This window comes from Sulfurimonas sp. NW7 (assembly GCF_051132265.1).
GTDB classification, from domain to species: Bacteria; Campylobacterota; Campylobacteria; order Campylobacterales; family Sulfurimonadaceae; genus Sulfurimonas; species Sulfurimonas hydrogeniphila.
The window spans coordinates 2,054,837-2,077,182 of the sequence record NZ_CP093235.1; the positions used below are offsets into that span (position 1 = coordinate 2,054,837).

Sequence of the window (22,346 nt, forward strand, 5' to 3'; positions counted from 1 at the left end):
TTATTATTGCCCTTACTGTCAATTTCTCTGTATGCCAACTATTGGGATGATTACAATCTTTTTGCAGAGTATATGGGATATGAAAGAGATTACAACAAAGCTGTTAACATTGCCAAAAAAGAGAATAAAGACCTTCTTGTAATTCTGGTAAGTGACGGATGTCCTTTTTGTCATCGTCTGGTAGATACTATTTTAATAAAAAAAGATATACGAGACTATATCAACAAAAAGTATATAAAGCTTATAATAAATCGCGATACAGATAAAAATATTCCCAAAAAACTTATCAGACCTTTTTCACCGGTTACCTATATTATAGATGCACCCAGTGGACAGATTATTGATGAGATTGACGGCTGGCAGGAAGAGGAAAACTACTTATGGCACCTTTAATGAAATTTTTTACTTTCAGTGCACTTGCTTTATTTGTACTTCTTACCGGATGTACCCAGCCAAAAAACCTTTCCTATGCACAACAGATAAAAGAAAGAACAAAGTATTACTCTTCACTCAGTGAAGAAGAACAAATCAAAGCGGTTACACAATACTGGTGGAAAATACAATTTATAAAAGCCCCTTCGTATAAGGTACAAAAAGCAGCACTGGAAACCTCTCCAAGAGCTATTGAAGAGATTGAAAATCCAACGAAAGAGATTCAGATTCTTGCAGTAAACAAGATTATGAAAGACGGCAGCTTTAACATAGCATTAACAAAACTGATTGAATCATTTGACGAAGAAGCACAAATAGTCGCAGTAAGACATAATCCGCAAATCATTAAATTTATCACTTACCCTTCAGAAAAAGTGCAATTAGAAGCAGTGAAACTCAATCCATTTGTTATCAAAAATATTATTAATGCAACACAAAAAGCAAAACAGGAAGCAGTCAAACGCAACCCGAGAGTTGCAAAGTTTTTACGCTGAAAGATGTAAAAAGCGCACTGCAAAATAACGACACAAGGAGGGACCTCCCCTCCCCTATTGCATATTAAAACCTAGAAGTCAAAACGATAGGCTTCATCTTCTTCTACAATGCGGTTTCCTGAACCTTCAGGCGCATAAGGATAAAGTGTTGCAGAAGCCGGTCCCACATCAACAGAATCGTTATATTTTATATTTTCTGTATAGCGCGAAACATCTGTTCTCCATGGTGAATCTTCCGGAAGCATTTGTTTTGCGTAAGTATCTACAGCATCTGCAAGTTTTGACCACTGAATCCATGAACCGTCATACATGTGTGTTTTGTATCCTAAAATCTCATACGATGCAAAAGTCACAAGCGATGCACGGGTACCTGTTCTGCAGTATGTATATACATCACTGTCACGCTTTACGCCTAATTTTCTAAATGTTCTTTTAAGTTCTCTTTTTGAGAGAAAAGTCATCGATGCATCACGCTCATCGACTATGCCGTCACCATTAAGATCTTTGACAAAGTCTTGAGTGTTAATAACACTGCGGTATTCGAGATTAACAGCACCTCTGATATGTCCTTCAAACGCGGAATAGCACTGCTGATCATGATTTACACCACACTCTTTTGTTTCTGTTTTGCTTCTTTTAACTTCGATTTCAGCATTGTATTCAGCCGCACTTCTGCCATCAATAATAACATCAGATTTTTGGTTTGCATCAACTACATTCATTATATCTTCCATACTGGCAAACAATGAGAAGTTTGGTTGGGTAGGCAGTGTTTTTATAGATTCAAAGTTCTGGCGCTGTGCCGGCGCACGACCGCTTTTTGCGTCACCAAAATCAAGTTTTCCGCCCGGAGCCATCAAATACTCAGACCCCATCTCTGTAAACATTGACTCTTTGCTCGTTACACCCGCTCTTTTTATACGAGGGTTTAACTCAGGATCAAACATATACATTGCCGTTCCGTTCATTAATGAAACATGATCCTCTTTCATTCCCCAATAACTCATTGTCCACAAAAAGCGTGATGCCAGTGCCATATTCTGAGGATCATCTGATGCGACTACAACCAAAAGCATATCTTCATTCGGATTGATATCGTATGCCCAAAAAGCACCGTCCATACCTGTCATACCGCCTGAAAAAATCGGCATAGGAATATCAGAAATTCCGTCATTGCGAATATCGCCTGTTGTAGTACACCCTGCTGTTCTGTCAAAAGTAAATACATGCACATCGTCATGCTTCACAAATGGTTTGCTTCCCGGCAAAAGTCCTACCTGCATCACAAACAGGCGCCCGTTCACACCTGCTGGTTTATTTGCTTCCCAGTCATTAATCCACTTTGCAGCAACGTCTGCATTTACAAGACCGTACTCATTATCTTTATAACTTCTTTGATCGTGGTTCAAACCCCTTACAACTTTTATAGAATGCCCTTTTTTAGAAACTCTGTCAAAAAAGTTTGAAAAAGTACCTGCTTCAAGTGATACAGCCAAAGTTGCTGCAACCAGTATAAGTGATGTTTTGTTCATTTTTACTCCATATTTTAAAAATTTACCGTAACTGTATCACGAAAATATAATTTTTATAATTTTTTGATGTTATAATATAAATTAATAATAAAAGTGAGTAAAAATTACACACTGGAAAAAGCAGTATCAGTTTTTATAAACATTTAAATAAGAAAAAATTATTTGGATAAAATGCTATAATACTCTATATGATAAACCTACCGATACATGACGTCTTAGAAGATGTAAAAAAATCACTGCAAAATAATAACAGGCTTGTTTTACAGGCTCCTCCCGGGGCAGGAAAAAGCACTGTTGTTCCTATCTCTTTGCTTGATGAAGCCTGGCTTGGAAACAAAATGATCATTATGCTTGAGCCGCGGCGCGTGGCTGCCCGGATGGTTGCTTCGCAAATGGCGAAACTTCTGGGTGAACCACTTGGAGAGCGTGTGGGCTATCAGATAAAAATGGACAGTGTTTATTCAAAAAACACCAAAATTCTGGTTGTTACCGAAGCTGTTTTAGTACGCAAACTCCAAAGCAATCAGACTTTGGATGATGTAGCTATGATTGTTTTTGATGAGTTTCATGAACGCAGTATTCACACTGATTTGTCCCTTGCGCTGTCTTTGCAGGTACAGGAACTCTTACGTGATGAGTTGAAAATCCTGATTATGTCCGCCACACTCAATGCAAACGAAATCTCCTCCCTGCTCGGTGATATTCCCGTGATAACTTCAAAAGGGAAAAGATATGATGTACAAAATATATATCTTGACATCAAAACAAAACAACCTGACGCACGCTCTTTGAATACTTTGCTTCTCAAAACGACACTGCAGGCATTAAAAAAGCATACAGGAGATATTTTAGTCTTTTTGCCAGGAGTCAAAGAGATAAAAAATTTGCAAAATGCACTTCTTAATACCGTTAGCAAAGATGTCCTCATTGTACCGCTCTACTCTTCACTCTCAAAAAAAGAACAGGACAGGGCACTCTCCTCCTCCTCAAAACGAAAAATCATACTCAGTACAAACATTGCACAGACATCTCTGACCATAGAGGGCGTGACAGTCGTGATAGACTCGGGTCTGGAGAAGCTCTCACGCTACAACCATGCCAATGCGATGAATCATTTGGAAATGTCCTTTGTCTCAGAAGATGCCGCCGTTCAAAGAGCAGGCAGAGCCGGAAGGCTCTCAAATGGAGTCTGCTACAGGCTGTGGCATGCATCAAAAATACTGCAACCGTCCACAAAACCCGAAATACTCCGGACGGATTTAACCTCACTGATGCTGGATTTGGCTTTATGGGGTGTTGATGACTTTTGCGAACTGAAATTTTTGGATATTCCGCATCCCGACACTACTCAAAAAACAAAAAAAATTTTACAGGCGCTCGCAATGCTTGATACTTCTTTCAAAATCACCGCTTTTGGCAGAGATGCTCTGAGTCTGGGACTGCATCCAAGATTTTCCTATATGATTTTAAAAGCAAATGATTTGGGCTTTGCCTATGAAGCCTGTCTGCTGGCCTCACTTTTGGGAGAAAAAGATATTTTTAAAAATGCATCAAAAGAGAGTGACATACTGCCGCGATATATACATCTTATTGAGCAAGACTTCAACAGTAGCTATATCCATACATTCAGAGCCAAAGAAGTACTCCGCGAAGCAGAGTTTTTTTATAAAAAACTCAAAAATATCAAACAGGTACACAAAAAAAACAGTTCACTTGACAAAGATATACTCGGGGTACTGCTCCTTTTTGCCTACCCTGACAGACTCGCTAGACGGCGAGACAGCAACAGTAACAAATACATACTCAGCAACGCAAAAGGCGCCATGCTTCATGACGAAGACACTTTGCGCAATGAAGAGTACCTGGTTGTGGCAAGTCTTCATGCACATGCCAAAGACTCACTTATAAATCTGGCACTGAGTATAACAATGACACAGATTGAGCAATACTTTTCTTCCTTTATGCACACCAAACAAACAATAAACTACAACAAAGAGAACAAGAAGTTTGACATAAGAGAAGAGACTTACTTTTTAAAACTGCTCCTTTTTGCAAAACCGATACAGGTTGCAAAAGGGCAAGATTTTCAAAAACTGCTTACAGAGTTAATAAAAAAAGAGGGTCTGGAACTTTTGACATGGAGCAAAAAAGCTGTAAAATTCAAAGAAAGAGTCAATTTTTTACACCATCATCAAGAGTTTGCAGACTTTAGTGATACAGCGCTGCTTGAGAGACTTGACCTTTGGCTGGAGCCTCATCTTGACAACATTACAAGCATAAAAGAGTTGGAAAGTTTAGATATTTATGCACTGTTGCGCTCACTCTTGACATGGGAACAGCAGCAGCTTTTGGACACCCAGGTACCCCAAAGTATTACAGTACCAAGCGGTTCAAGTATTCATATAGATTACACCGACGTTCACAAACCCTCTTTACATGTAAAGATACAAGAAGTGTTCGGACTTCATGAAACACCCAAAGTGTTAAACGGCACACTCCCTTTACAGATGCATCTCCTCACACCCGCTATGCGACCCATACAAATCACTTATGATTTAAAAAGCTTTTGGGAGAACTCTTATGCCGAGGTCGCAAAAGAGTTACGGGGAAAATACAAAAGGCATTATTGGCCGCAAAATCCTTTTGAAGCTGTTGCTACGAGTAAAACGAAAAAACATATGTACGGACAATGAAATATTGTTTTAGGTTATTTGTGATAATATTACAGTATGTATAAAATAATAATTCTCATCTTCTCTTTTTATGTTACTTTGCTAACGGCAAATGAGCCTATTACACCTTTACCGCAAAGTGTACAGGTCAATCAGGCAAAGGCAAAACTCGGTCAAGCGCTCTTTTTTGATCCTATTTTATCGCATGATAATACTATCAGCTGTGCAAGCTGCCACGACTTACACAATGGCGGAGATGACGGGTTAAAATTCTCTTTTGGTATTCAAGGGCAAGAAGGCTCAGTGAATGCACCTACTGTTTATAATGCTGTTTTTAATTTTCGACAGTTTTGGGACGGTCGGGCAAAAAATCTGCAGGAACAGGCCATTGGACCTATTGAAAATCCTGTTGAAATGGGTTCTAGCTTTGAAGAGATCATACCAAAACTCAAAAAAAGCAAATACAAAAAACTTTTTGATGCAATTTATAATGACGGTATTACCAAAAATAATATTACAGATGCCATCGCGGAATATGAAAAAACACTCATCACGCCAAACTCCCGCTTTGACAGATATCTCAGGGGTGACAAAAGTGCTCTCACTCAAAAAGAAAAAGAGGGATACGAACTTTTTAAGTCAAAGGGGTGTGTAAGCTGCCATCACGGAGAGAACATTGGCGGCAATCTTTATAACAAATTTGGTATTTTCAATGAATCAAATTCCGAGTGGCTGGGAAGATACAATATTACCCATAAAGAGCGGGACAAATACTTTTTTAAAGTCCCCTCGCTTCGAAATATTGTAAGGACGGCACCCTATTTCCATGACGGGCGTACCTATGATTTGAAAAAAGCGGTAGAAATTATGTCTCAGTATCAACTCGGTCGTCACATTACAAAAGAGGAGATTGCGAAAATAACTGCTTTTTTACAGTCTCTCAATGGTGAACTTCCTAAAAATATTGAGCCAGAATGATAGAAAAGTTAAAGCATACCGATAAAACTACATTCATACTCTTTGTTTTCATCCTTTTTGTTTTTATAATGTTTGTAAACGGCTACAAAATCAAAGAAAACATGAGTCATTTTTCACTCCAAAGCAATAAAATAACCCAACTGCAACTTATAGACAGAGAACTCAATGACTTTACATTCACTGCAAATAAATTCACAAATTATGATACAGTTGACCAGCAAAAAAAACAATTTGAGAAAATTTTAAAAAGCCTGCGTCAGGATATGCAAAAATACAATAAAAACACTGCACCTCTTTTAGAAAAAATTGCACAAAACTTTCAAAAAAAAGCTGATGATTTAGAATACTTCAAAGCACAAAACTCTGCTCTTATAAACAGCTCCCATTTTCTTTTTGATCTGCATACGACAATTTCCAATGCAGCTGATATTTCTCTTCAGGCAAAGAACCTTACAAATGAGGCTCTTTTTTATATCTTGCGATATGCTTCAAGTGAATATATAGATAAAAAAACCATACAAAAAAAGCTTCATGAACTTAAAATAATTGCCCGCAATAAAAACAGTCAATATCTTTATACTTTTTATATGCACGCAAAAGTAATGCTCCAAACACTCCAATCACTCAAAAAGGTTTCACAAGAAGTACAGACAAATCCGCTTTACAGGCAACTCGAAGCACTCAAGCGTCATATAACACTTGACTATGAAAAAGACTTGCAGCACCAGACATGGCTGATGATAGTATTTTTCCTTGTAACTGTTTCGATTTTATTTATACTTATTTTTTCACATCTTCAGTCAAACAAAACAAAAAAAGAACTTTTGGCATTTAAATATGCCATAGAACACAGTGACAACATTGTAGTCATCACAGATGCACAAAGAAATATCGTCTATGTCAACGAAACATTTGAAAAAACAACAAAATACAAAGCACAAGAAGTACTGGGACAAAATCCAAGAATCTTAAAATCAGATATTCAGGACCCGGCTCTCTATGAAGAACTCAATGCAAAACTTGCCAAAGGGGAAAAATGGGAGGGACAGTTTATCAACAAACGAAAAGACGGCTCTCTTTTATACGAAAAGGCTTCCATCGTTCCGATTTTTCTTCAGGGAAAACTGGTGAACTATATTGCGCTTAAGCTTGACATCACAGAATATATAGAAAAAAACAAACAACTCGCCCAGGCAGCCAGTGTTTTTGACAATACAGAAGAGTCCATCATCATAACAGATTCAGAGGGAAAAATTATCTCTATCAACCGTGCTTTTACAAATATATACGGCTACTCTTTTGCTGAAGTAAAAGGTAAAAGTCTCAAGTTTCTCCATTCGGGAATACAGGATACAAGTTTTTACAAAGATCTTTGGAATCAACTGATAGAACACGGAATATGGAAAGGAAAATTTGTCAATAAAACCAAAAACGGTGAACTGATTCCTCTTTGGTCAACAATTAAAAAAATCACAAACTCCAAAGGCGATGTTCTCAACTATACTGCAGTGCAGACCGACCTCAGAGAGATAGAGACTTCACAGGCAAAAGCGGATTATCTTGCCTATCATGATGCGCTTACGGGGCTTTCCAATCGTGTCAACTTTGAAGAGTATTTGCAACATGCACTCATAATAAGCAAAAGAAACAAGGATATTTTGGCTGTATTGTTTATAGACCTGGACCGTTTTAAAATCATCAATGATACACTCGGGCATGACATAGGAGATGAAGTTTTAAAAACTGTTGCTTCAAGACTGAAAACGACACTCAGAGAAAGTGACTTTATTTCCCGTTGGGGCGGTGACGAATTTGTTATAATTTTGGAAAACCTGACACTTGCAAGCGATGCGGCAATAGTTGCTCAAAACATTATAAAAAACCTTGAAGAACCCATACATGTAAATGAGCACTCGCTTATCACTACGGCAAGTATCGGTATAGCCGTTTATCCGCAAAACGGAGAAGATTCCCAGACACTCATAAAACATGCCGACAGTGCGATGTATCTTGCCAAAGAGTCAGGAAAAAACAACTTCCGCTACTACACACAAGAGCTTTCACGCAACATACAGCACAGACTCGACATTGACATGGCACTTCGTAACGCTTTGCAAAACAATGAACTTTATATGGTTTTTCAACCACAATACAGACTCAAAACAAAAACCATCCACTCTGTTGAAGCCCTTGTCCGATGGAAAAATCCAAAACTTGGCAATGTTACCCCTGACAAATTTATTCCTGTCGCCGAAGAAAACGGTACGATTATCCCACTTGGGTACTTCGTCTTTGAAGAGTCCTGCAAAGCATTTAAGCAAATGAAAGAAGCAAACATTCACATACACTGCATTGCTATCAATGTCTCCAGTTTGCAGTTTAAAGAAGCCAATCTTTTGGAAACTTTTTTAGCCATAGCGGCAAAACACAATGTCCAACCGCATGAGATAGAGATTGAAATCACTGAACGCTTCATAATGGAGCACACCGTTGCCAATATGGATATTTTGCAAAACTTCAGAAACTACGGATTTAAAATTTCAATCGATGACTTCGGTACAGGGTACTCCTCTATGTCCTATCTCAAACAACTCCCCACCGACACCATCAAAATAGACAAATCTTTTGTCGATGACATAGCCAACGGCAGTTCGGACAATGTCATCATCGAAGCAATTATAGCGCTTTCAAAAACACTCGAATATATGATAGTTGCCGAAGGCATCGAAACACAGGATCAGGAAGAGTTCCTGGCTGAAGCAAACTGTGATTTTGGACAGGGTTATCTTTTTTCACGACCGGTTACATGTAAAGAGATTATTGAAAGATTCTCTGAAAATATTCTGTAAATATTTTTTAACTGGCAAGCTCACTGTATAAAAAATATCTGTTTTTACCGGATTCCTTGGCTTTGTACATTGCCGCATCTGCTTTCTTCTTTAATTCATGTGCCGAAAATGTATCATTTGGATAAAGCGAAACACCTATACTCGCAGAAATTGTGATACGCTTGTTTGGACAGGTTTTGTGAAGATTTTCAACAAGTCTGTCCAATCTCTTTTTTAATTCGTCTTTTGTTTTAAATGTCATAATACAAACAAATTCATCTCCGCCCAAACGAGAGGTAAAATCAGTTATCTGCTCTATTCTTTTGGATGCTTCTACTAAAACTTTATCGCCGATGAGGTGTCCAAAAGAGTCATTTATCTCTTTAAAGCCGTCCAAATCTACAAATATCAACGCAAAGTTTTTGCCTTTTAAATATTGATATAAAACTTCGTCAAATAAAAATCTGTTTGGAAGACCTGTCAAGGGATCATGTGTCGCTTTGTAGTTGAATGTTTTCACATCGCTATGAAGTTTTTGCAGCAATTTGAAAAAATACAGAGGAATAACCAGATAAGCAATAAACCAGCCAAAACCGAGTGCTCTGTTTTGTATCCAAAATGGGCTGGTGTTGAGCAGAACAAGCCAGGTAATTAAAACTATACCATAGGTGACAAATCCTATCTTTTCTCCATACCGTACTCCGTACCCTATACAAAACCATAACAGCAAAGCAGGAAAATATGCCGAAAGCGGTCCTGTCAGATACATAACATAACCAGTTGCTGTTGTTTCAACAAAGCTCATAAAAACAATTCGTTGGTTTTGGAGAAAATAGGGATATTTGTAAACTATAAACATATATACGGCAATTAAACTCAGCATCAAAACAGGAAACAGCATAATATACTTATAGACTTCAACACTAAGCGCATGCTCAACAAAAGTATAATACGTAATGGCAATAACCGATACAGCAATAAAAAAAAGACGAAAATAGGTCTGTATATATTCATTGTAAACATACTGTTTTTGCAGATCTGTATTCAATCTTAGCCCCTTAAAGAAAAATATGCTTCAAAATCTTGAGCACTCAACGGTTTGGAAATATAATACCCCTGTATCATATCACAGCCATTCTTTTTAAGCCATTCAAGTTGCTCTTTGCTCTCAACACCTTCTGCCAAAGTTGTAACATTTAAAACCTTTGCCATCTCAATTATAATCTTTACAATTTCTCGCTCTTTGTCGCTTTGTATAATTTTATCAATAAAAGACTTGTCTATTTTAAGTGTATCAAATTCCATTTGCGTTATTTGAGACAGTGAAGAGTGTGCTATTCCAAAATCATCAATCTCTACAGATATGCCAAGCTGTTTCATAACCTGCAAAAATTTTTCTGCTGCCGCATAATTTTGTACCGCTGTTCTTTCTGTAATTTCAATTGCTATACTCTTATTGTTCAGGCCATACTTTGTCATGGTCTCTTCAAAAAAATCCAGAAATTCTTCACTCTCTACATCATAAGAAGAAATATTTACGGCAACCGTTACATGCAAACCTTTTTTTTGCCAGATCTGCTGCTGCTTCGCAACATTTGTTATAACAATCTTTGTGATTTTTTTAATAAGCCCAAGCTCTTCTGCGACATGTATCATATACTCCGGCACTATCTGCTTATTGTTTTTATCTTTAAGCCTGATAAGTGCTTCACAGTGCAGAATTTTTTCTGTTTTTACATCTGTTACAGGCTGATAATGCAGCACAAAGGCATTATTTTCTATTGCATCAATGAGTACTGTTTCCGTCTCAATGTATGTACTTAACGTCTCTTTCATTTTAGGCTCATATACTGCTATCTCTTGTTTGTGTTTGCTTGCATAAGAGAGTGCCGTCATCGCTAAATCTCTTACTTCTAAGCTGTTTTCGCTGTCTTGAGGGTATTTTGCTATGCCGAATCTGCAACTGACGGGAATGTGCCTTTGCTTGACAAAAATACTATGTGCACACTGGTTGGCTATTTTCTTGGCAATTTTTTTGAGCTGGTTCACATCTTTAATCAAAAGACAAAATTTATCACCTGCAAGATGATAAACAGAGTCGGTGACTGCCAAACTCTCTTTCATTATATCCGCCACCGCACAAAGTACTTTATTTCCGAATGAAAAGCCATACAGAAGGTTAATATTTGAAAAAGAACGTATATTGATAATCAGCAGAGCAAAAGGCTCTTTATACTTTTTTAGTTTTTTTCTAAGCGCGTTATCATTAGGATAATCGCAAAGAAACTCATGGTAGGTCAGATAATTCAGTTTTCTTGCATCCCTAAGAGCCTTCAGCCCGGTTTCCACATTGTTTTTAAACATATTCAAAATACCTTCAAAAACTTCCGGTTTTGTTATTTTGGCTTGAAAATAAAAAACAATTTTTAAAACCTCTTCTGCATAAGCAACTTTCAGATGTTTTTGCATGACAAAATCTTTTATATCATTCTCGGGATAACGGTATTTCTTTCCTGACTTTCGTGTTAAAACAACCTGCTCACAAAATTCACTCTCAACAAAATGTTTGCATATACAAAACAGGATCCGTTCTTCATCGCTTTGTGTAATAAAATGTTGATTTATTTCAGCTATTGCCTGATTTGCAAATTCATGGAGTTTCAGTACGGTTATTTCATTCCAAAAACCTAAAATATCTAGAATCATATCACCGCGATTCAGATTTACAAGCCTGTCATCAATCCAGATATAAGAGCCGTCTTTGCATACTATTCGGTACTGGTGTTGCATATACTTGTTTGCAACAAGAGCCTTCTGCGCTTTGAGCATTCTGTCTCTGTCTGCTTCATAAATATGTTCCTGCCACCAAAATAAATTTGATTCTGCTTCTTTAGAAGTAAAACCTGTTAACTTTTTTATAGCCTTTGAAACAGTTACCTGAAAACTTTTGTCTTTAAATATACGTACTTTATAGGCCACAATCGGCAAATAGTGCAGCAACTCAGAAAACTCTTCTTTTATCTCTTTAAACTTTGTATTGTCTATAAACCAGATAATACCTGCCGGTTTGCCTTTGTAGACAATAGTCTGCGAAACGGCAATAACATCTAAAATGACACCTTTTACATTTAATCTCAGTTCGTAGTTTTTGATACCGGTATCTTTGCTTATGAGGTCTTTGCGAACATGCTGCGGGGTACTTTTGTCAAGGAGCATCTCTGGAGTATAGGAAAAAAGCTCTTTTGCGTCTATTTTAAAATGCTGCAGTGTGTAGTTGTTTGCATAGACAATATTGGGCTGATATATAAAAATACCTATCGGCACACTGTTGAGTACAAATTTAAGGATTTTTAAATTATCCTGTATGGTACCTATCAGATTTTCAAATTCCTGTTCTTCAAATTTTGGCAAAATTTCTGCTTTACTGTTTTCAATCATTTGTGCATGCTCTATGGATTGTTTTCATCTTTATTGCAAAAAGTACAGCTAAACAGCGTTTCCGCTTTTCCGGTAATGTCATAATCCGTATCCAAAAAACACAAGGTTGTGCATTCTAAGATAAATTTAATAAAAAAGAGTTGAAAGAAGTGATTTTGAGAATCAGGCCCAAATGGACCTGGAAGATTAACACAGAACTTTAAACGGTCTCACAATTTTTCTATTAAATTTTAAAAGTTGTTAATTTCATATTAAGTTCATCTGTCATTACATTAAGATGTTCTGCCGCAGCAGCTATTTCTTCCACACTGTGCGCATTTGTTGATGATATTTCATTAATTTCTTCGACTTTTCCTACAATTTCACCTACATTTCTACCTGTATCTTCGAAATCTTTAACCGTTCTATCACTTGCATCCACCGCCTTATTCACAGTCGTGACAGTAGAATTAATTCTTTCTTCCACATCTTGAGCGATTGTTACCAACTCCTGAATTTCATCAGAATTGGAAATCATCTTATTTGAAGCATCAATTATAGACTGGACAACAACATTTATTGTAGCATTAATTTCAGAGAGTGTTTTTTGAGTTCTCTCTGCTAGTTTTCTGACTTCATCAGCTACAACAGCGAATCCACGTCCATGTTCACCCGCTCGTGCTGCTTCTATAGCAGCATTTAAAGCAAGCAAGTTTGTCTGATCTGCTATATCAGAAATAATAGTTAATACATTTTTCACTTCACTCGCATCATGAGAAAGAGTCTCCATATTTTGTGCTAAATCTGACTCAGATTCTGCTGTTGTTTGAATTTTTGATGCTAAAGAAATAATATTGTTTTTCGCCATTTCTAAATTTTCATTTGCATTTATAATATCATTTTTCGATTCTTGAGCCTCTGTGATTGCCGTAGCTATTTCATTTTGTATCTCTTTTGCATTTGATGTTGTTTCTTTTACTATTGCCACTGAACTCTCAACATTTTTGCCCACACTTATAGCCCTTTGTGAAAGTTCTTGTGAAATTGAAGCATTTTCTTCTGATGTTACTTTAACCTCAGAGAGTAAATCTCTTAACTGTGACATAACACGAGAAAGGTTTTGTGCAATAATCGAAACTTCATCATCCCCTTTCATTTTCAACTCTTTTGTCAAATCAATATTTTCACCATTGGATATATGCTGAATATATTGCACAATTTTATTTAAAGGATTGATAATAATTTTATAGATCATAAACAGTAATATTCCAACAGAGATAATAATGATAATTAAAGATATAATTAAAAGATAATTTCTTAACTTGTAGGCAGGGGCAAAGGCTTCTGCTTCATCAATCTCAGCCACAACTACCCATTTTCCCTGTCCATTAAAAATACTTAATTCTTCGTAAACGCTAAGAACCGAAATACCTCTGTAATCTTTTATAATCCATTGCCCGCGTTTGCGTTCTCCAGTTATTACTGCCTCAGTTGAAGGCGTTTTTACTTTCCATACTCCTATCGTAGTCCCTAATTCCTGTACTACTTTATCTTTTATCTCTTTTTGAAACCTGGAATTACTTCGCATATAATAATCACTGCCAACGAGATAACACTCCCCACTTTTTCCTAACCCTGCTTTTTCAAAATCATCATTAAAACGCATAATAGAATTTATAACATCCACAGGCATTTGAAAAATCAAGACACCTTTTTTGGTACCATTTATAAAAATTGGTGTTGCTATGAAAGATGCCGGAGAATTGTAACTTGGCTCATAAGGAGAAAAATCATCAAATGCAATTTCACCTTCTTTCATCCTTAAGGCTTTTTTGTACGCTTTAGCAAGCCCTGTATCTGCATAAACACCCTTTTTGAGATTTGTCGCGAAATCTTTTTCTTTAAAATCTGTATAAACAACATCTCCTCTCATATTTACCAAAAAGATATCATACAGGCTAAAAGAATTTAAAAACTTATCAAAAGAAGTATGGTATTTTTTATGGGCGCGCATATAACTGCTGTCATATTTTGGATTAAAAGCCATTTTATTTTTTTCACCCAATTTCGCAGGATTTTTTACAATAAAAATATATTGTGCAACCAATGCATCATCTTCACGCGGTAAATACTCTTCTAGCGGTTTGGGTTTTGCTGCATTTGGCACATTATAATTTACTGCATTCAAATACTCATTTTTATAATTTTTCTTTAATGTAGCTTTTACTTTTTCTATATCCAGGTGCAGTTCATTTTCAAGCTTATAAAAACCATTATCTAAAGAAACAAAAGCTTCTTTTGTTCCTTCTTGCCCTGCCAAAGAAGTAAGAAGACCACCAAGATAATCAAAATAATTTGCAATTTCCCCATGCTTAGACACCTCTACACTGCTAAGCTTATCAAATTCACTCTTATCTATAGCCTCTTTGGACTTTGTAATAGATACGTAGGTAATAGCTGATGCCAATACAATAATAACCGCTATAACAACAGATACTAATTTTGTTTTGATTGTCATAAAATAATCCTTTTTTTTTACAGTTAAAGATTATATCAAAAAAAAATTCAATATACAATAAAATTAAACAGTATCTGATAAGTGTAATCAATATTAAAAACTCAGAGTGTTTAAAAATATAATATTTTATTATACTGACTTAAGATTTGAAATATAGCGTAGAGAAGATTGTAAGTAATATGTAAGTAATAACAAAAGCCCTGAAGGCTTTTGAAATAGAAGGTTATTTTGCCAATGCAGCTTTAGAAGCTTCAACAACTGCAGTAAATGCAGCCGCATCGTTCATTGCCATATCAGCAAGAATTTTACGATCAAGTTCGATACCAGACTTGTGAAGTCCGTTCATAAAAGTTGAGTAGTTCATCCCGTTTAAACGACATGCAGCATTGATACGGATAATCCATAGTTTACGGAATTCACGTTTTTTCTGCTTTCTGTCACGGAACGCGTACATTAATGAGCGTTCTATCTGTTCTTTAGCTTTTCTGAAGTGTTTACGGCGACCGCTGTAAAAACCTTTCGCTAATTTTAATATTTTTTTGTGTCTTCTTCTGCGAACAACACCTGTTTTAACTCTTGGCATATCTTTCCTTTTGTTTCTTTACCCAGCTACTTTACATGTAGTCAGGGTGCCACTCTCGGGTGGTCTTGCCCAATTACTGAAAATTGGAGATTAATGATACTCTTAGCCTAGCTAACGATCATTTCCTTAATGTTTTTTGCATCTGACTTGGCAACTACTTTTGGAGCATGTTGCTTACGACGAGTTTTTGCATCCTGCTTTGTAAGAATATGGCTTCTAAACGCTGTTCCGCGTTTGATCTGACCGTTCTTCTTCACTTTAAAACGCTTTACAGCGCCTTTTACCGATTTCATTTTTGGCATCGATAATCCTTTTCGTAAAATTTTGGAAGTGCAATTATACCCAAACTTTTCTAAAATTTTGCTATACTTCTGCCATGATGATAGATAATTCCATAAAACATATAAAAAATGCCCTCAAAGAACTCGATGACGAAGTACAAAAGATTTTACTCGACTGGAGTATTCCGCTCAATGAAAAAGACAATCTGATGCTGCCGATTTTGCAGCAAAAACGGGTACTTGACCAGACTTTAGAAGATTTAACCTACCTAAAAGAGCACCCGCCAACACCAAATCAGCCCTGCGGCATTTCAAAATATAGAGAAGATTAAGAAAAATCTGCTATAATTTCACCGCTTCTCTTTAGACCTGTGCAATGGTGCACTGAGGTAATGTGTCAGGGTAGGAATACAGCAGCACGCCTTAGTACGCTATGTGCCGCAGCCATCTGGAGAGAGGCACCTAAAGCCTAAACTATACAATAGAGAATTAAAAACTTCATCTATCATTGTAACAAAGTAACATTCATTAAAAATTTACACTACCAATTAGGTAGCTTTAAATTTTTATTAAACGCTCCTTCATCACAAGCATAGACAAATTTTAGAAATTCCTATTGTATAGTTTAGGCTTAAAAAATAAAAAAGAAAAACTATGCTCTACATAGTAACCGCTCTCAAACCTGAAGCTCAGGCCTTCGTTGACAAATACAGACTCAAAAAAAACAAACTGCAAAACTATACACTTTTTACAAACACAGATATCAGACTCATTATCAGCGGTATCGGGGTTGACAATGCCAGACTTGCGACGCAGACGCTGATTGACAATTTTGACATTACAAAAGAAGACATTTATCTCAATGTCGGTATCTGCGCGGCACCAAAGCAGTATAAAATCGGAGAACTTTTAGAAATAGGTACTGTAGTGTATCACAATACCGTTTATCCCTTTTGCGCTGACAAACATACGCTTACATGTAAAGACGAAGCAGCCGCAATACAACACGAAACACCCGTTGATATGGAAAGTTTTGGTTTTTATGAGGCGGTTGTTCATAATCCTGCCATTGAAAAATTTCATATTTTAAAGATCGTCAGTGACCATTTTGCACCACACACCATTACAAAAGAAAATACAAAATCACTTTTGTTTAATGTTATTCATGATATAAATAGAGTATTGCAAAAGCATATCTAAATCAGGATTACTTATAATGCGCATCTTTTTACTTTTTTTAAGTCTCTACATAACGCTTCATGCCACAGTGCCTACAGATACGCAACTCAAAAAAATGATAGGGCGCATGCTGATTGTCGGCTTTGATGAAAGTTATGTAGAACCGACGTCCCAAATAGTTTCAGATATACAAAAGTATGATTTGGGCGGTGTGATTCTTTTTGACCGGTTTTATAGAGACAAACAAAGAGTTAAAAATATCCTCTCACCCTATCAGCTGAAAAAACTTACCCGGCATTTACAATATTTTGCACACAAACCACTTTTTATAGCCGTCGACCAAGAAGGCGGCAAGGTCAGCAGACTCAAACCACAATACGGCTTTGTCAAAATCCCCTCTGCTGCTGCCGTTTCATGTATGCCTTTACAAAGAGCACAGCAAATTTACAAGGCTCAGGCTCAAATGCTCCAAAACAGCGGTATCAATGTAAATTTTGCCCCCGTACTCGATTTAAGCACCAACCCAGACAACAAAGTCATAGTAGGCTTGGAGCGTTCTTACGGAAGCGATCCCAAAGAGGTTGCAAAATATGCACAGACAATGATAGACGCCCAGACACGCCACAATGTCCTTTCTGTTTTAAAACATTTTCCCGGGCACGGTTCCTCACTCGGAGATTCCCATAATGGGTTTGTTGACATCACAAATACCTGGAGCAAAAAAGAACTGGAGCCTTATAAAATCCTCATCAAAGCCCATAAAGCCGATGCCATTATGACTGCACATGTCTTTAATGCACATTTGGATGACAAATATCCGGCAACACTCTCTTATAAAATAAGTACAGAACTTTTACGAAACAAATTGCACTTTCAGGGTGTCATCATCAGTGATGATATGCAGATGAAGGCTATCTCTGCAAATTATTCACTCAAAGATGCCCTGACTCTGGCAATCAATGCAGGGGTGAATATTTTACTCTTTGGCAATCAGCTTGCACACAATTCGACGCAAGAGATAGTTGAAACTATTTTCAAACAGGTCAAAAATAAAAAGATTCCGCTCAGCAAAATTATAGCATCCAATGCACGAATCACAAATCTGCATTTCAAGAACAGCCTTGTACAAAAGCCTGTCATATTTGAAAAAGAGCGTAAAGCATTAACGCGGGCATATATTCAAAAACATTACGGCTTACATGTAAAGGAGATAAAAATAAAACCAAAAATAATTGTTCTGCACTGGACTGCCGTGATGGATCTCAACAAAAGTTTTGCCAGACTTGATCCGCAAAAACTGCTCTCTGACAGAAAAGATATAGCAAATGCCTCGGCATTGAATGTCTCGGCACACTATTTGGTGGACCGAGACGGAACAATTTACCAGCTGATGCCAGATGATGTTATGGCACGCCATGTCATCGGACTCAACTACTCAAGTATCGGCATAGAAAACGTCGGCGGTGAGGCAAACAAAAAAGAGGATTTAACAGATGCGCAGGTACGTGCAAACATTGCCCTTGTAAAATATCTCAAACAAAAATATCCTGAAATTACCTACCTCATCGGGCATTACGAATACACAAAAATGCAAAACAATCCCCTCTGGCTGGAACATGATGCAGGGTACAGAACCCAAAAAGCAGATCCCGGGGTACTTTTTATGCAGGAAGTAAGAGCAGGTGTGCCAGACCTGCATCTCAGAGGTGCCGATGAGTAGCGGGTTTTCTTCTCTTGACTGGTTTGTTTTTGGTGCTTATTTTCTGGTGCTCGCCATCAGTTCCTACCTCTTTTCCCAATTCAAAATCAGTTCCTCAAGAGACTATTTTGTCAGCTCAAATACTATGCCAATGTTCGCTGTTGCCGTCTCAATCATCGCTACTTCTCAATCTGCTGCAACTTTTTTGGGTGTTCCGGAGTTTGCCTATGTTCATGATTTTACCTTTATAGGCTTTTACTTTTCTGCGCTGGTGGCTGTTATATTTATCAGCATTGTTTTTGTCCCGAAGTTTTACAAATACAAAGTTGTCACCGTCTATGAACTTTTACAAACACGCTACGGCGAACGTGCCAAAAAGCAGGCAGGCATCATGTTTTTGCTTGGACGGATTATGGCAAGCGGGGCACGGCTCTACATCGGTGCACTGGCTGTGAGTATGATACTTTTTTTAGACATCAGTTTTTTTCATATGCTTGTTGCCATCACTCTTTTAATTGCAGGCGCTTTATCCTACACCTACTTCGGCGGTATCAAGTCCATCATCTTCAGTGATATCATTCAAGCCCTCACCTATGTCGGTGCCGGTCTTTTAGTTTTTTGGTATTTGTATGTCTCTTTGCACAATGTAGATATTTTAGCAATCCTGCAAGCACATAACAAGTTACATGTAATAGATAATTCACTTGACGGGAAGTTCAGCATTATGGCACTTTTTAGCGGCTGGCTGCTTTTAAACATAGCCGCTTTCGGGCTTGATCAGGACATGACCCAGCGCGTACTCAGCTGTAAAAACAAAAACGAAGCTGCACAGTCACTCATTCTTTCCATTGTTTTGACTATTCCAATTGTCATGCTTTTTCTTGGCATCGGAGCACTGCTTTTTGTACATTACCAGACAGGTACGGTAAGTCAGAATTTTCAAGGCGAGAGCATTACCATTTTTATGTATTACATCCTCAATGAAATGCCCTCAGGACTGAGAGGGCTTGTAACAGTCGGTGCTATTGCCGCAGCACTCTCAAGTACAAACTCTGTTTTGGGTGCCATGGCTTCTGTCGCCGTTGAAGATTTGTACCGACCGTGGAGATTGCAAAAAGATCCCCATACGAAAGAAATACATTTTTTAAAAGCTTCCCGAAATGCCGTACTTATCTTTGCATTTATTCTCTTTTTTATGGCAATTGTGAGTTATTTTTGGCAAAGAGAAAGTGAACTTTCACTGGTAAGTTTTGCCCTGGGTGTCATGACCTTTGCCTATACCGGGCTTTTAGGTGTATTTTTCTCGGCGGTTTTTACAACAAGAGGAAGTGCCGCGACCGTTCCTTTTGCCCTTGTCGGAGGCTTTGTGAGTGTATTAGCCTTACAGCCCTATATATTTGGCATTCATATAGGATTTGCCTGGCAGATGGTTTTAGGAACCTTGGTTGCTTTTTTGATTATGCAGACAGGGACTTCGCAGACAAATCTCGCAAGCAATACAGCCCGCACTGAAGTACGGGTTCCAAAAAAATCAAAAGAAACAGGAAATACATGATAAAAAAAGAACTCTACATCGGTGTTATGAGCGGCACAAGTCTTGATGGTATTGACATTGCTCTATGTGAAATAGATAGTAAAAACTGCAAACTCCTTGCGGCACAGGAGTATCCTTTTCCAGATGAATTAAAAGAAGATATTCTTAAACTTGCAGCCAATTCTGCCACTTTAAAACAAATCGGAGAATGCGACAGCAGACTCGGGCTTCTTTTTGCAGAGTGTCTCAATGATTTTATAAAAAGCAATGCTTTACATGTAAAGGGCATAGTCGCCGTCGGTCTGCACGGACAGACACTTTGGCATGAACCTGATTCTTTGTATCCTTTTTCCATGCAGCTAGGCAACGCCAACATCGTTGCAGCCAAGACAGGCATCACGACTGTGGCGGATTTTAGAGGCAAAGACATAGCAAACGGCGGTCAGGGAGCGCCTTTTGCCCCTCTTTTTCATCAGTTTTTATTTGCCACTACACAAGAGCATACGGCAGTTGTCAACATCGGCGGGATGGCAAACATCTCTTTGCTTTTTGATACTTTTGGCGGTTGGGATGTCGGTTGCGGGAATGTTTTGATGGATGTGTGGATGCAAAAAACTCAGCATAAAAGCTATGATGCAGAGGGAGCATTTGCAAAAAGCGGCGAAGCAGATGAAGAACTGCTCAAAACAATGCTTGACGATGACTATTTCAGACAAAAACCGCCAAAAAGTACAGGCAGAGAGTATTTTAATGCCGCATGGCTTGAAAAACAGCTGCAAGATTTTGCATATTTATCCGATGCACAGATACAAAGAACTCTGCTCGAGCTTACCGCCCGCTCCATTGCCAATGACGTCAATGCCACACAGGCGACACAGCTCATAATTTGCGGCGGCGGCGTAAAAAACAGCTTTTTGATGCAACGGCTCTCAAATCTGTGCCATGCCAAAGTGATTGCAAGCGATGCCCTCGGGATCAGCAGTGATTTTTTAGAAGCCATGGCATTTGCCTGGTTTGCAAAAAAACGCCTGCACAAAGAGCCGCTTGCCCTCGCCAAAGTTACCGGTGCCCAAAAAGATTCCATAGCAGGAGCTATTTATGCAGCAGATTAAAGCCTGGTTGCAAACCACTCCCTATAAAGAGTATGCCATCGCAGTTGCCTCGGCTGATGCAAGTTTTAGAAAATATTATCGGCTTTCACATAAAAATCATTCTGTTATTTTGATGGATGCCTCTTTGGAAAAACACTCTTTGTCACCCTTTGTAAACATCACGGCAAGGCTCTTACATGTAAAGGTCAAAGCACCGAAAATTCTTTCGCAAAATCTCTCGCTCGGGTATTTGATTCTGGAAGATTTCGGCTCTACAAATCTGCTGGATGTACTCAAGCGTGAAAACTTTAAAAGCCTGTATGAAAAAGCCATTGATGCAATAATACAAATGCAAAGTGCCGATACGAAAAACCTGCCGCTGTATGACAAAAAATTTCTCCATACAGAGATGGATTTAATGCAAGAGTGGTATTTGGAGAAAAAGCTTGCTTTACATGTAAACAAAGAACAAAAGAGGCTGATATCTTCTACCCTTGAGGCGATATCCGGCGTTGTATTGTCTCAGCCGCAAAACATTTTTGTACATCGTGATTTTCACTCGCGAAATATTATGCTCACAAGCAAAAATGAACTCGGTATAATTGATTATCAGGATGCCATGAGCGGGGCACTTACCTATGATCTGGTTTCGCTGTTAAAAGACTGTTATATTTCTTTTGAACGCAAAGAGATCGAGGCGCTGGCACTTTTATTTGCCCGTAAAAAGGGTTTACATGTAAACAGTGAAGAGTTTTTAAAATGGTTCGATTTTATGGGATTACAGCGGCATATAAAGGTGTTGGGGATTTTTTCGCGTCTGCATTTGCGTGACGGCAAGGAGGGATATGTAAAAGATATTCCGCTGACACTGCGTTATGTGATTGAAACGGCTTTACGATATGATGAGACCAAAGAGTTTGGGAAATTTTTGCAGCAACTCAGCCCAGACTGAAGTCTGGGTTCCGAAAAAGCCGCTTAACTTAATGTCATTGAAACTGAAGTCTAGGTTTCAAAGAACATGTGCTAAACTCTTCGGAAGCGATGCTTTAGCTTCGCCTTGTACTTTGACAGCAACTCAGCCCAGACTGAAGTCTGGGTTCCATTAAGT

17 protein-coding genes and 1 other RNA gene are annotated in these 22,346 nt (G+C 37.9%); 12 read left to right on the forward strand and 6 right to left on the reverse strand.

What is annotated here, in order from left to right; translation table 11 throughout:
• Positions 1 to 6 precede the first annotated feature (6 nt).
• Together MLC35_RS10775 and MLC35_RS10780 are read left to right on the forward strand one after the other, a co-directional pair.
• Positions 7 to 393, forward strand: a complete 387-nt coding sequence (locus MLC35_RS10775) for a thioredoxin fold domain-containing protein (protein WP_346389758.1) — start codon at positions 7 to 9, stop codon at positions 391 to 393.
• Positions 381 to 926, forward strand: coding sequence for a hypothetical protein (locus MLC35_RS10780; protein WP_434636968.1), 546 nt, complete (start codon positions 381 to 383; stop codon positions 924 to 926). The genes MLC35_RS10775 and MLC35_RS10780 overlap by 13 nt, the downstream gene beginning before the upstream one ends.
• Positions 927 to 997: 71 nt before the next feature.
• Here MLC35_RS10780 and MLC35_RS10785 read toward each other — a convergent pair whose 3' ends face one another.
• On the reverse strand, positions 998 to 2,458 hold the full coding sequence (locus tag MLC35_RS10785) for a sulfurtransferase (protein ID WP_418640758.1): 1,461 nt from the start codon (positions 2,456 to 2,458) through the stop codon (positions 998 to 1,000).
• A 188-nt stretch (positions 2,459 to 2,646) separates the two neighbouring features.
• On the opposite strand from MLC35_RS10785, the gene hrpB reads away from it, so the two are divergent.
• The 3 genes from hrpB to MLC35_RS10800 are packed head-to-tail and all read left to right on the forward strand — an operon-like array spanning position 2,647 to position 8,957.
• On the forward strand, positions 2,647 to 5,151 hold the full coding sequence (gene hrpB / locus MLC35_RS10790; protein ID WP_434636970.1) for an ATP-dependent helicase HrpB: 2,505 nt from the start codon (positions 2,647 to 2,649) through the stop codon (positions 5,149 to 5,151).
• Between the two features lie 36 nt (positions 5,152 to 5,187).
• The gene (locus MLC35_RS10795; RefSeq protein ID WP_434636972.1) at positions 5,188 to 6,108 is read left to right on the forward strand and encodes a cytochrome-c peroxidase; all 921 of its coding nucleotides are present in this window, start codon (positions 5,188 to 5,190) and stop codon (positions 6,106 to 6,108) included.
• Positions 6,105 to 8,957, forward strand: coding sequence for an EAL domain-containing protein (locus MLC35_RS10800; protein ID WP_434636974.1), 2,853 nt, complete (start codon positions 6,105 to 6,107; stop codon positions 8,955 to 8,957). Before MLC35_RS10795 ends, MLC35_RS10800 begins: the two co-directional genes overlap by 4 nt.
• A 7-nt stretch (positions 8,958 to 8,964) precedes the next feature.
• Here the strand turns inward: MLC35_RS10800 and MLC35_RS10805 are convergent, their stop codons facing one another.
• The 5 genes from MLC35_RS10805 to rpmI form a co-directional block, all read right to left on the reverse strand.
• Positions 8,965 to 9,984 carry a GGDEF domain-containing protein gene (locus MLC35_RS10805; protein WP_434636976.1) on the reverse strand — a complete coding sequence of 340 codons (1,020 nt, stop codon included), beginning with the start codon at positions 9,982 to 9,984 and terminating at the stop codon, positions 8,965 to 8,967.
• Between the two features lie 2 nt (positions 9,985 to 9,986).
• Positions 9,987 to 12,374 carry an EAL domain-containing protein gene (locus MLC35_RS10810; protein ID WP_434636979.1) on the reverse strand — a complete coding sequence of 796 codons (2,388 nt, stop codon included), beginning with the start codon at positions 12,372 to 12,374 and terminating at the stop codon, positions 9,987 to 9,989.
• 223 nt (positions 12,375 to 12,597) lie between these two features.
• A complete protein-coding gene (locus MLC35_RS10815) occupies positions 12,598 to 14,871 on the reverse strand; it encodes a methyl-accepting chemotaxis protein (RefSeq protein ID WP_346389765.1) in 2,274 nt (757 codons plus the stop codon).
• A 223-nt stretch (positions 14,872 to 15,094) separates the two neighbouring features.
• Entirely contained in the window at positions 15,095 to 15,454 is a 360-nt protein-coding gene (gene rplT, locus MLC35_RS10820; protein ID WP_346389766.1) for a 50S ribosomal protein L20, read from the reverse strand.
• A gap of 107 nt (positions 15,455 to 15,561) precedes the next feature.
• On the reverse strand, positions 15,562 to 15,756 hold the full coding sequence (gene rpmI / locus MLC35_RS10825) for a 50S ribosomal protein L35 (RefSeq protein ID WP_151899377.1): 195 nt from the start codon (positions 15,754 to 15,756) through the stop codon (positions 15,562 to 15,564).
• Positions 15,757 to 15,830: 74 nt separating this feature from the next.
• Here rpmI and MLC35_RS10830 point away from each other — a divergent pair, with 74 nt between their 5' ends.
• The 7 genes from MLC35_RS10830 (at position 15,831) to MLC35_RS10860 (ending at position 22,190) form a co-directional block, all read left to right on the forward strand.
• The gene (locus tag MLC35_RS10830; RefSeq protein ID WP_230973287.1) at positions 15,831 to 16,067 is read left to right on the forward strand and encodes a hypothetical protein; all 237 of its coding nucleotides are present in this window, start codon (positions 15,831 to 15,833) and stop codon (positions 16,065 to 16,067) included.
• Between the two features lie 28 nt (positions 16,068 to 16,095).
• Positions 16,096 to 16,193: signal recognition particle sRNA small type (gene ffs, locus MLC35_RS10835), an RNA gene on the forward strand.
• A 196-nt stretch (positions 16,194 to 16,389) separates the two neighbouring features.
• The gene (locus tag MLC35_RS10840) at positions 16,390 to 16,935 is read left to right on the forward strand and encodes a hypothetical protein (protein ID WP_434636980.1); all 546 of its coding nucleotides are present in this window, start codon (positions 16,390 to 16,392) and stop codon (positions 16,933 to 16,935) included.
• Between the two features lie 16 nt (positions 16,936 to 16,951).
• On the forward strand, positions 16,952 to 18,634 hold the full coding sequence (locus MLC35_RS10845; protein ID WP_434636981.1) for a glycoside hydrolase family 3 N-terminal domain-containing protein: 1,683 nt from the start codon (positions 16,952 to 16,954) through the stop codon (positions 18,632 to 18,634).
• Positions 18,627 to 20,168 (forward strand): sodium:solute symporter, encoded by a 1,542-nt coding sequence (locus MLC35_RS10850; protein ID WP_434636983.1) that lies wholly within the window; start codon positions 18,627 to 18,629, stop codon positions 20,166 to 20,168. Before MLC35_RS10845 ends, MLC35_RS10850 begins: the two co-directional genes overlap by 8 nt.
• Complete coding sequence (locus MLC35_RS10855; protein ID WP_434636985.1) at positions 20,165 to 21,259, forward strand: anhydro-N-acetylmuramic acid kinase; 1,095 nt, start codon at positions 20,165 to 20,167, stop codon at positions 21,257 to 21,259. The genes MLC35_RS10850 and MLC35_RS10855 overlap by 4 nt, the downstream gene beginning before the upstream one ends.
• Positions 21,246 to 22,190, forward strand: coding sequence for an aminoglycoside phosphotransferase family protein (locus MLC35_RS10860; protein ID WP_434636987.1), 945 nt, complete (start codon positions 21,246 to 21,248; stop codon positions 22,188 to 22,190). The genes MLC35_RS10855 and MLC35_RS10860 overlap by 14 nt, the downstream gene beginning before the upstream one ends.
• Positions 22,191 to 22,346: the final 156 nt, after the last annotated feature.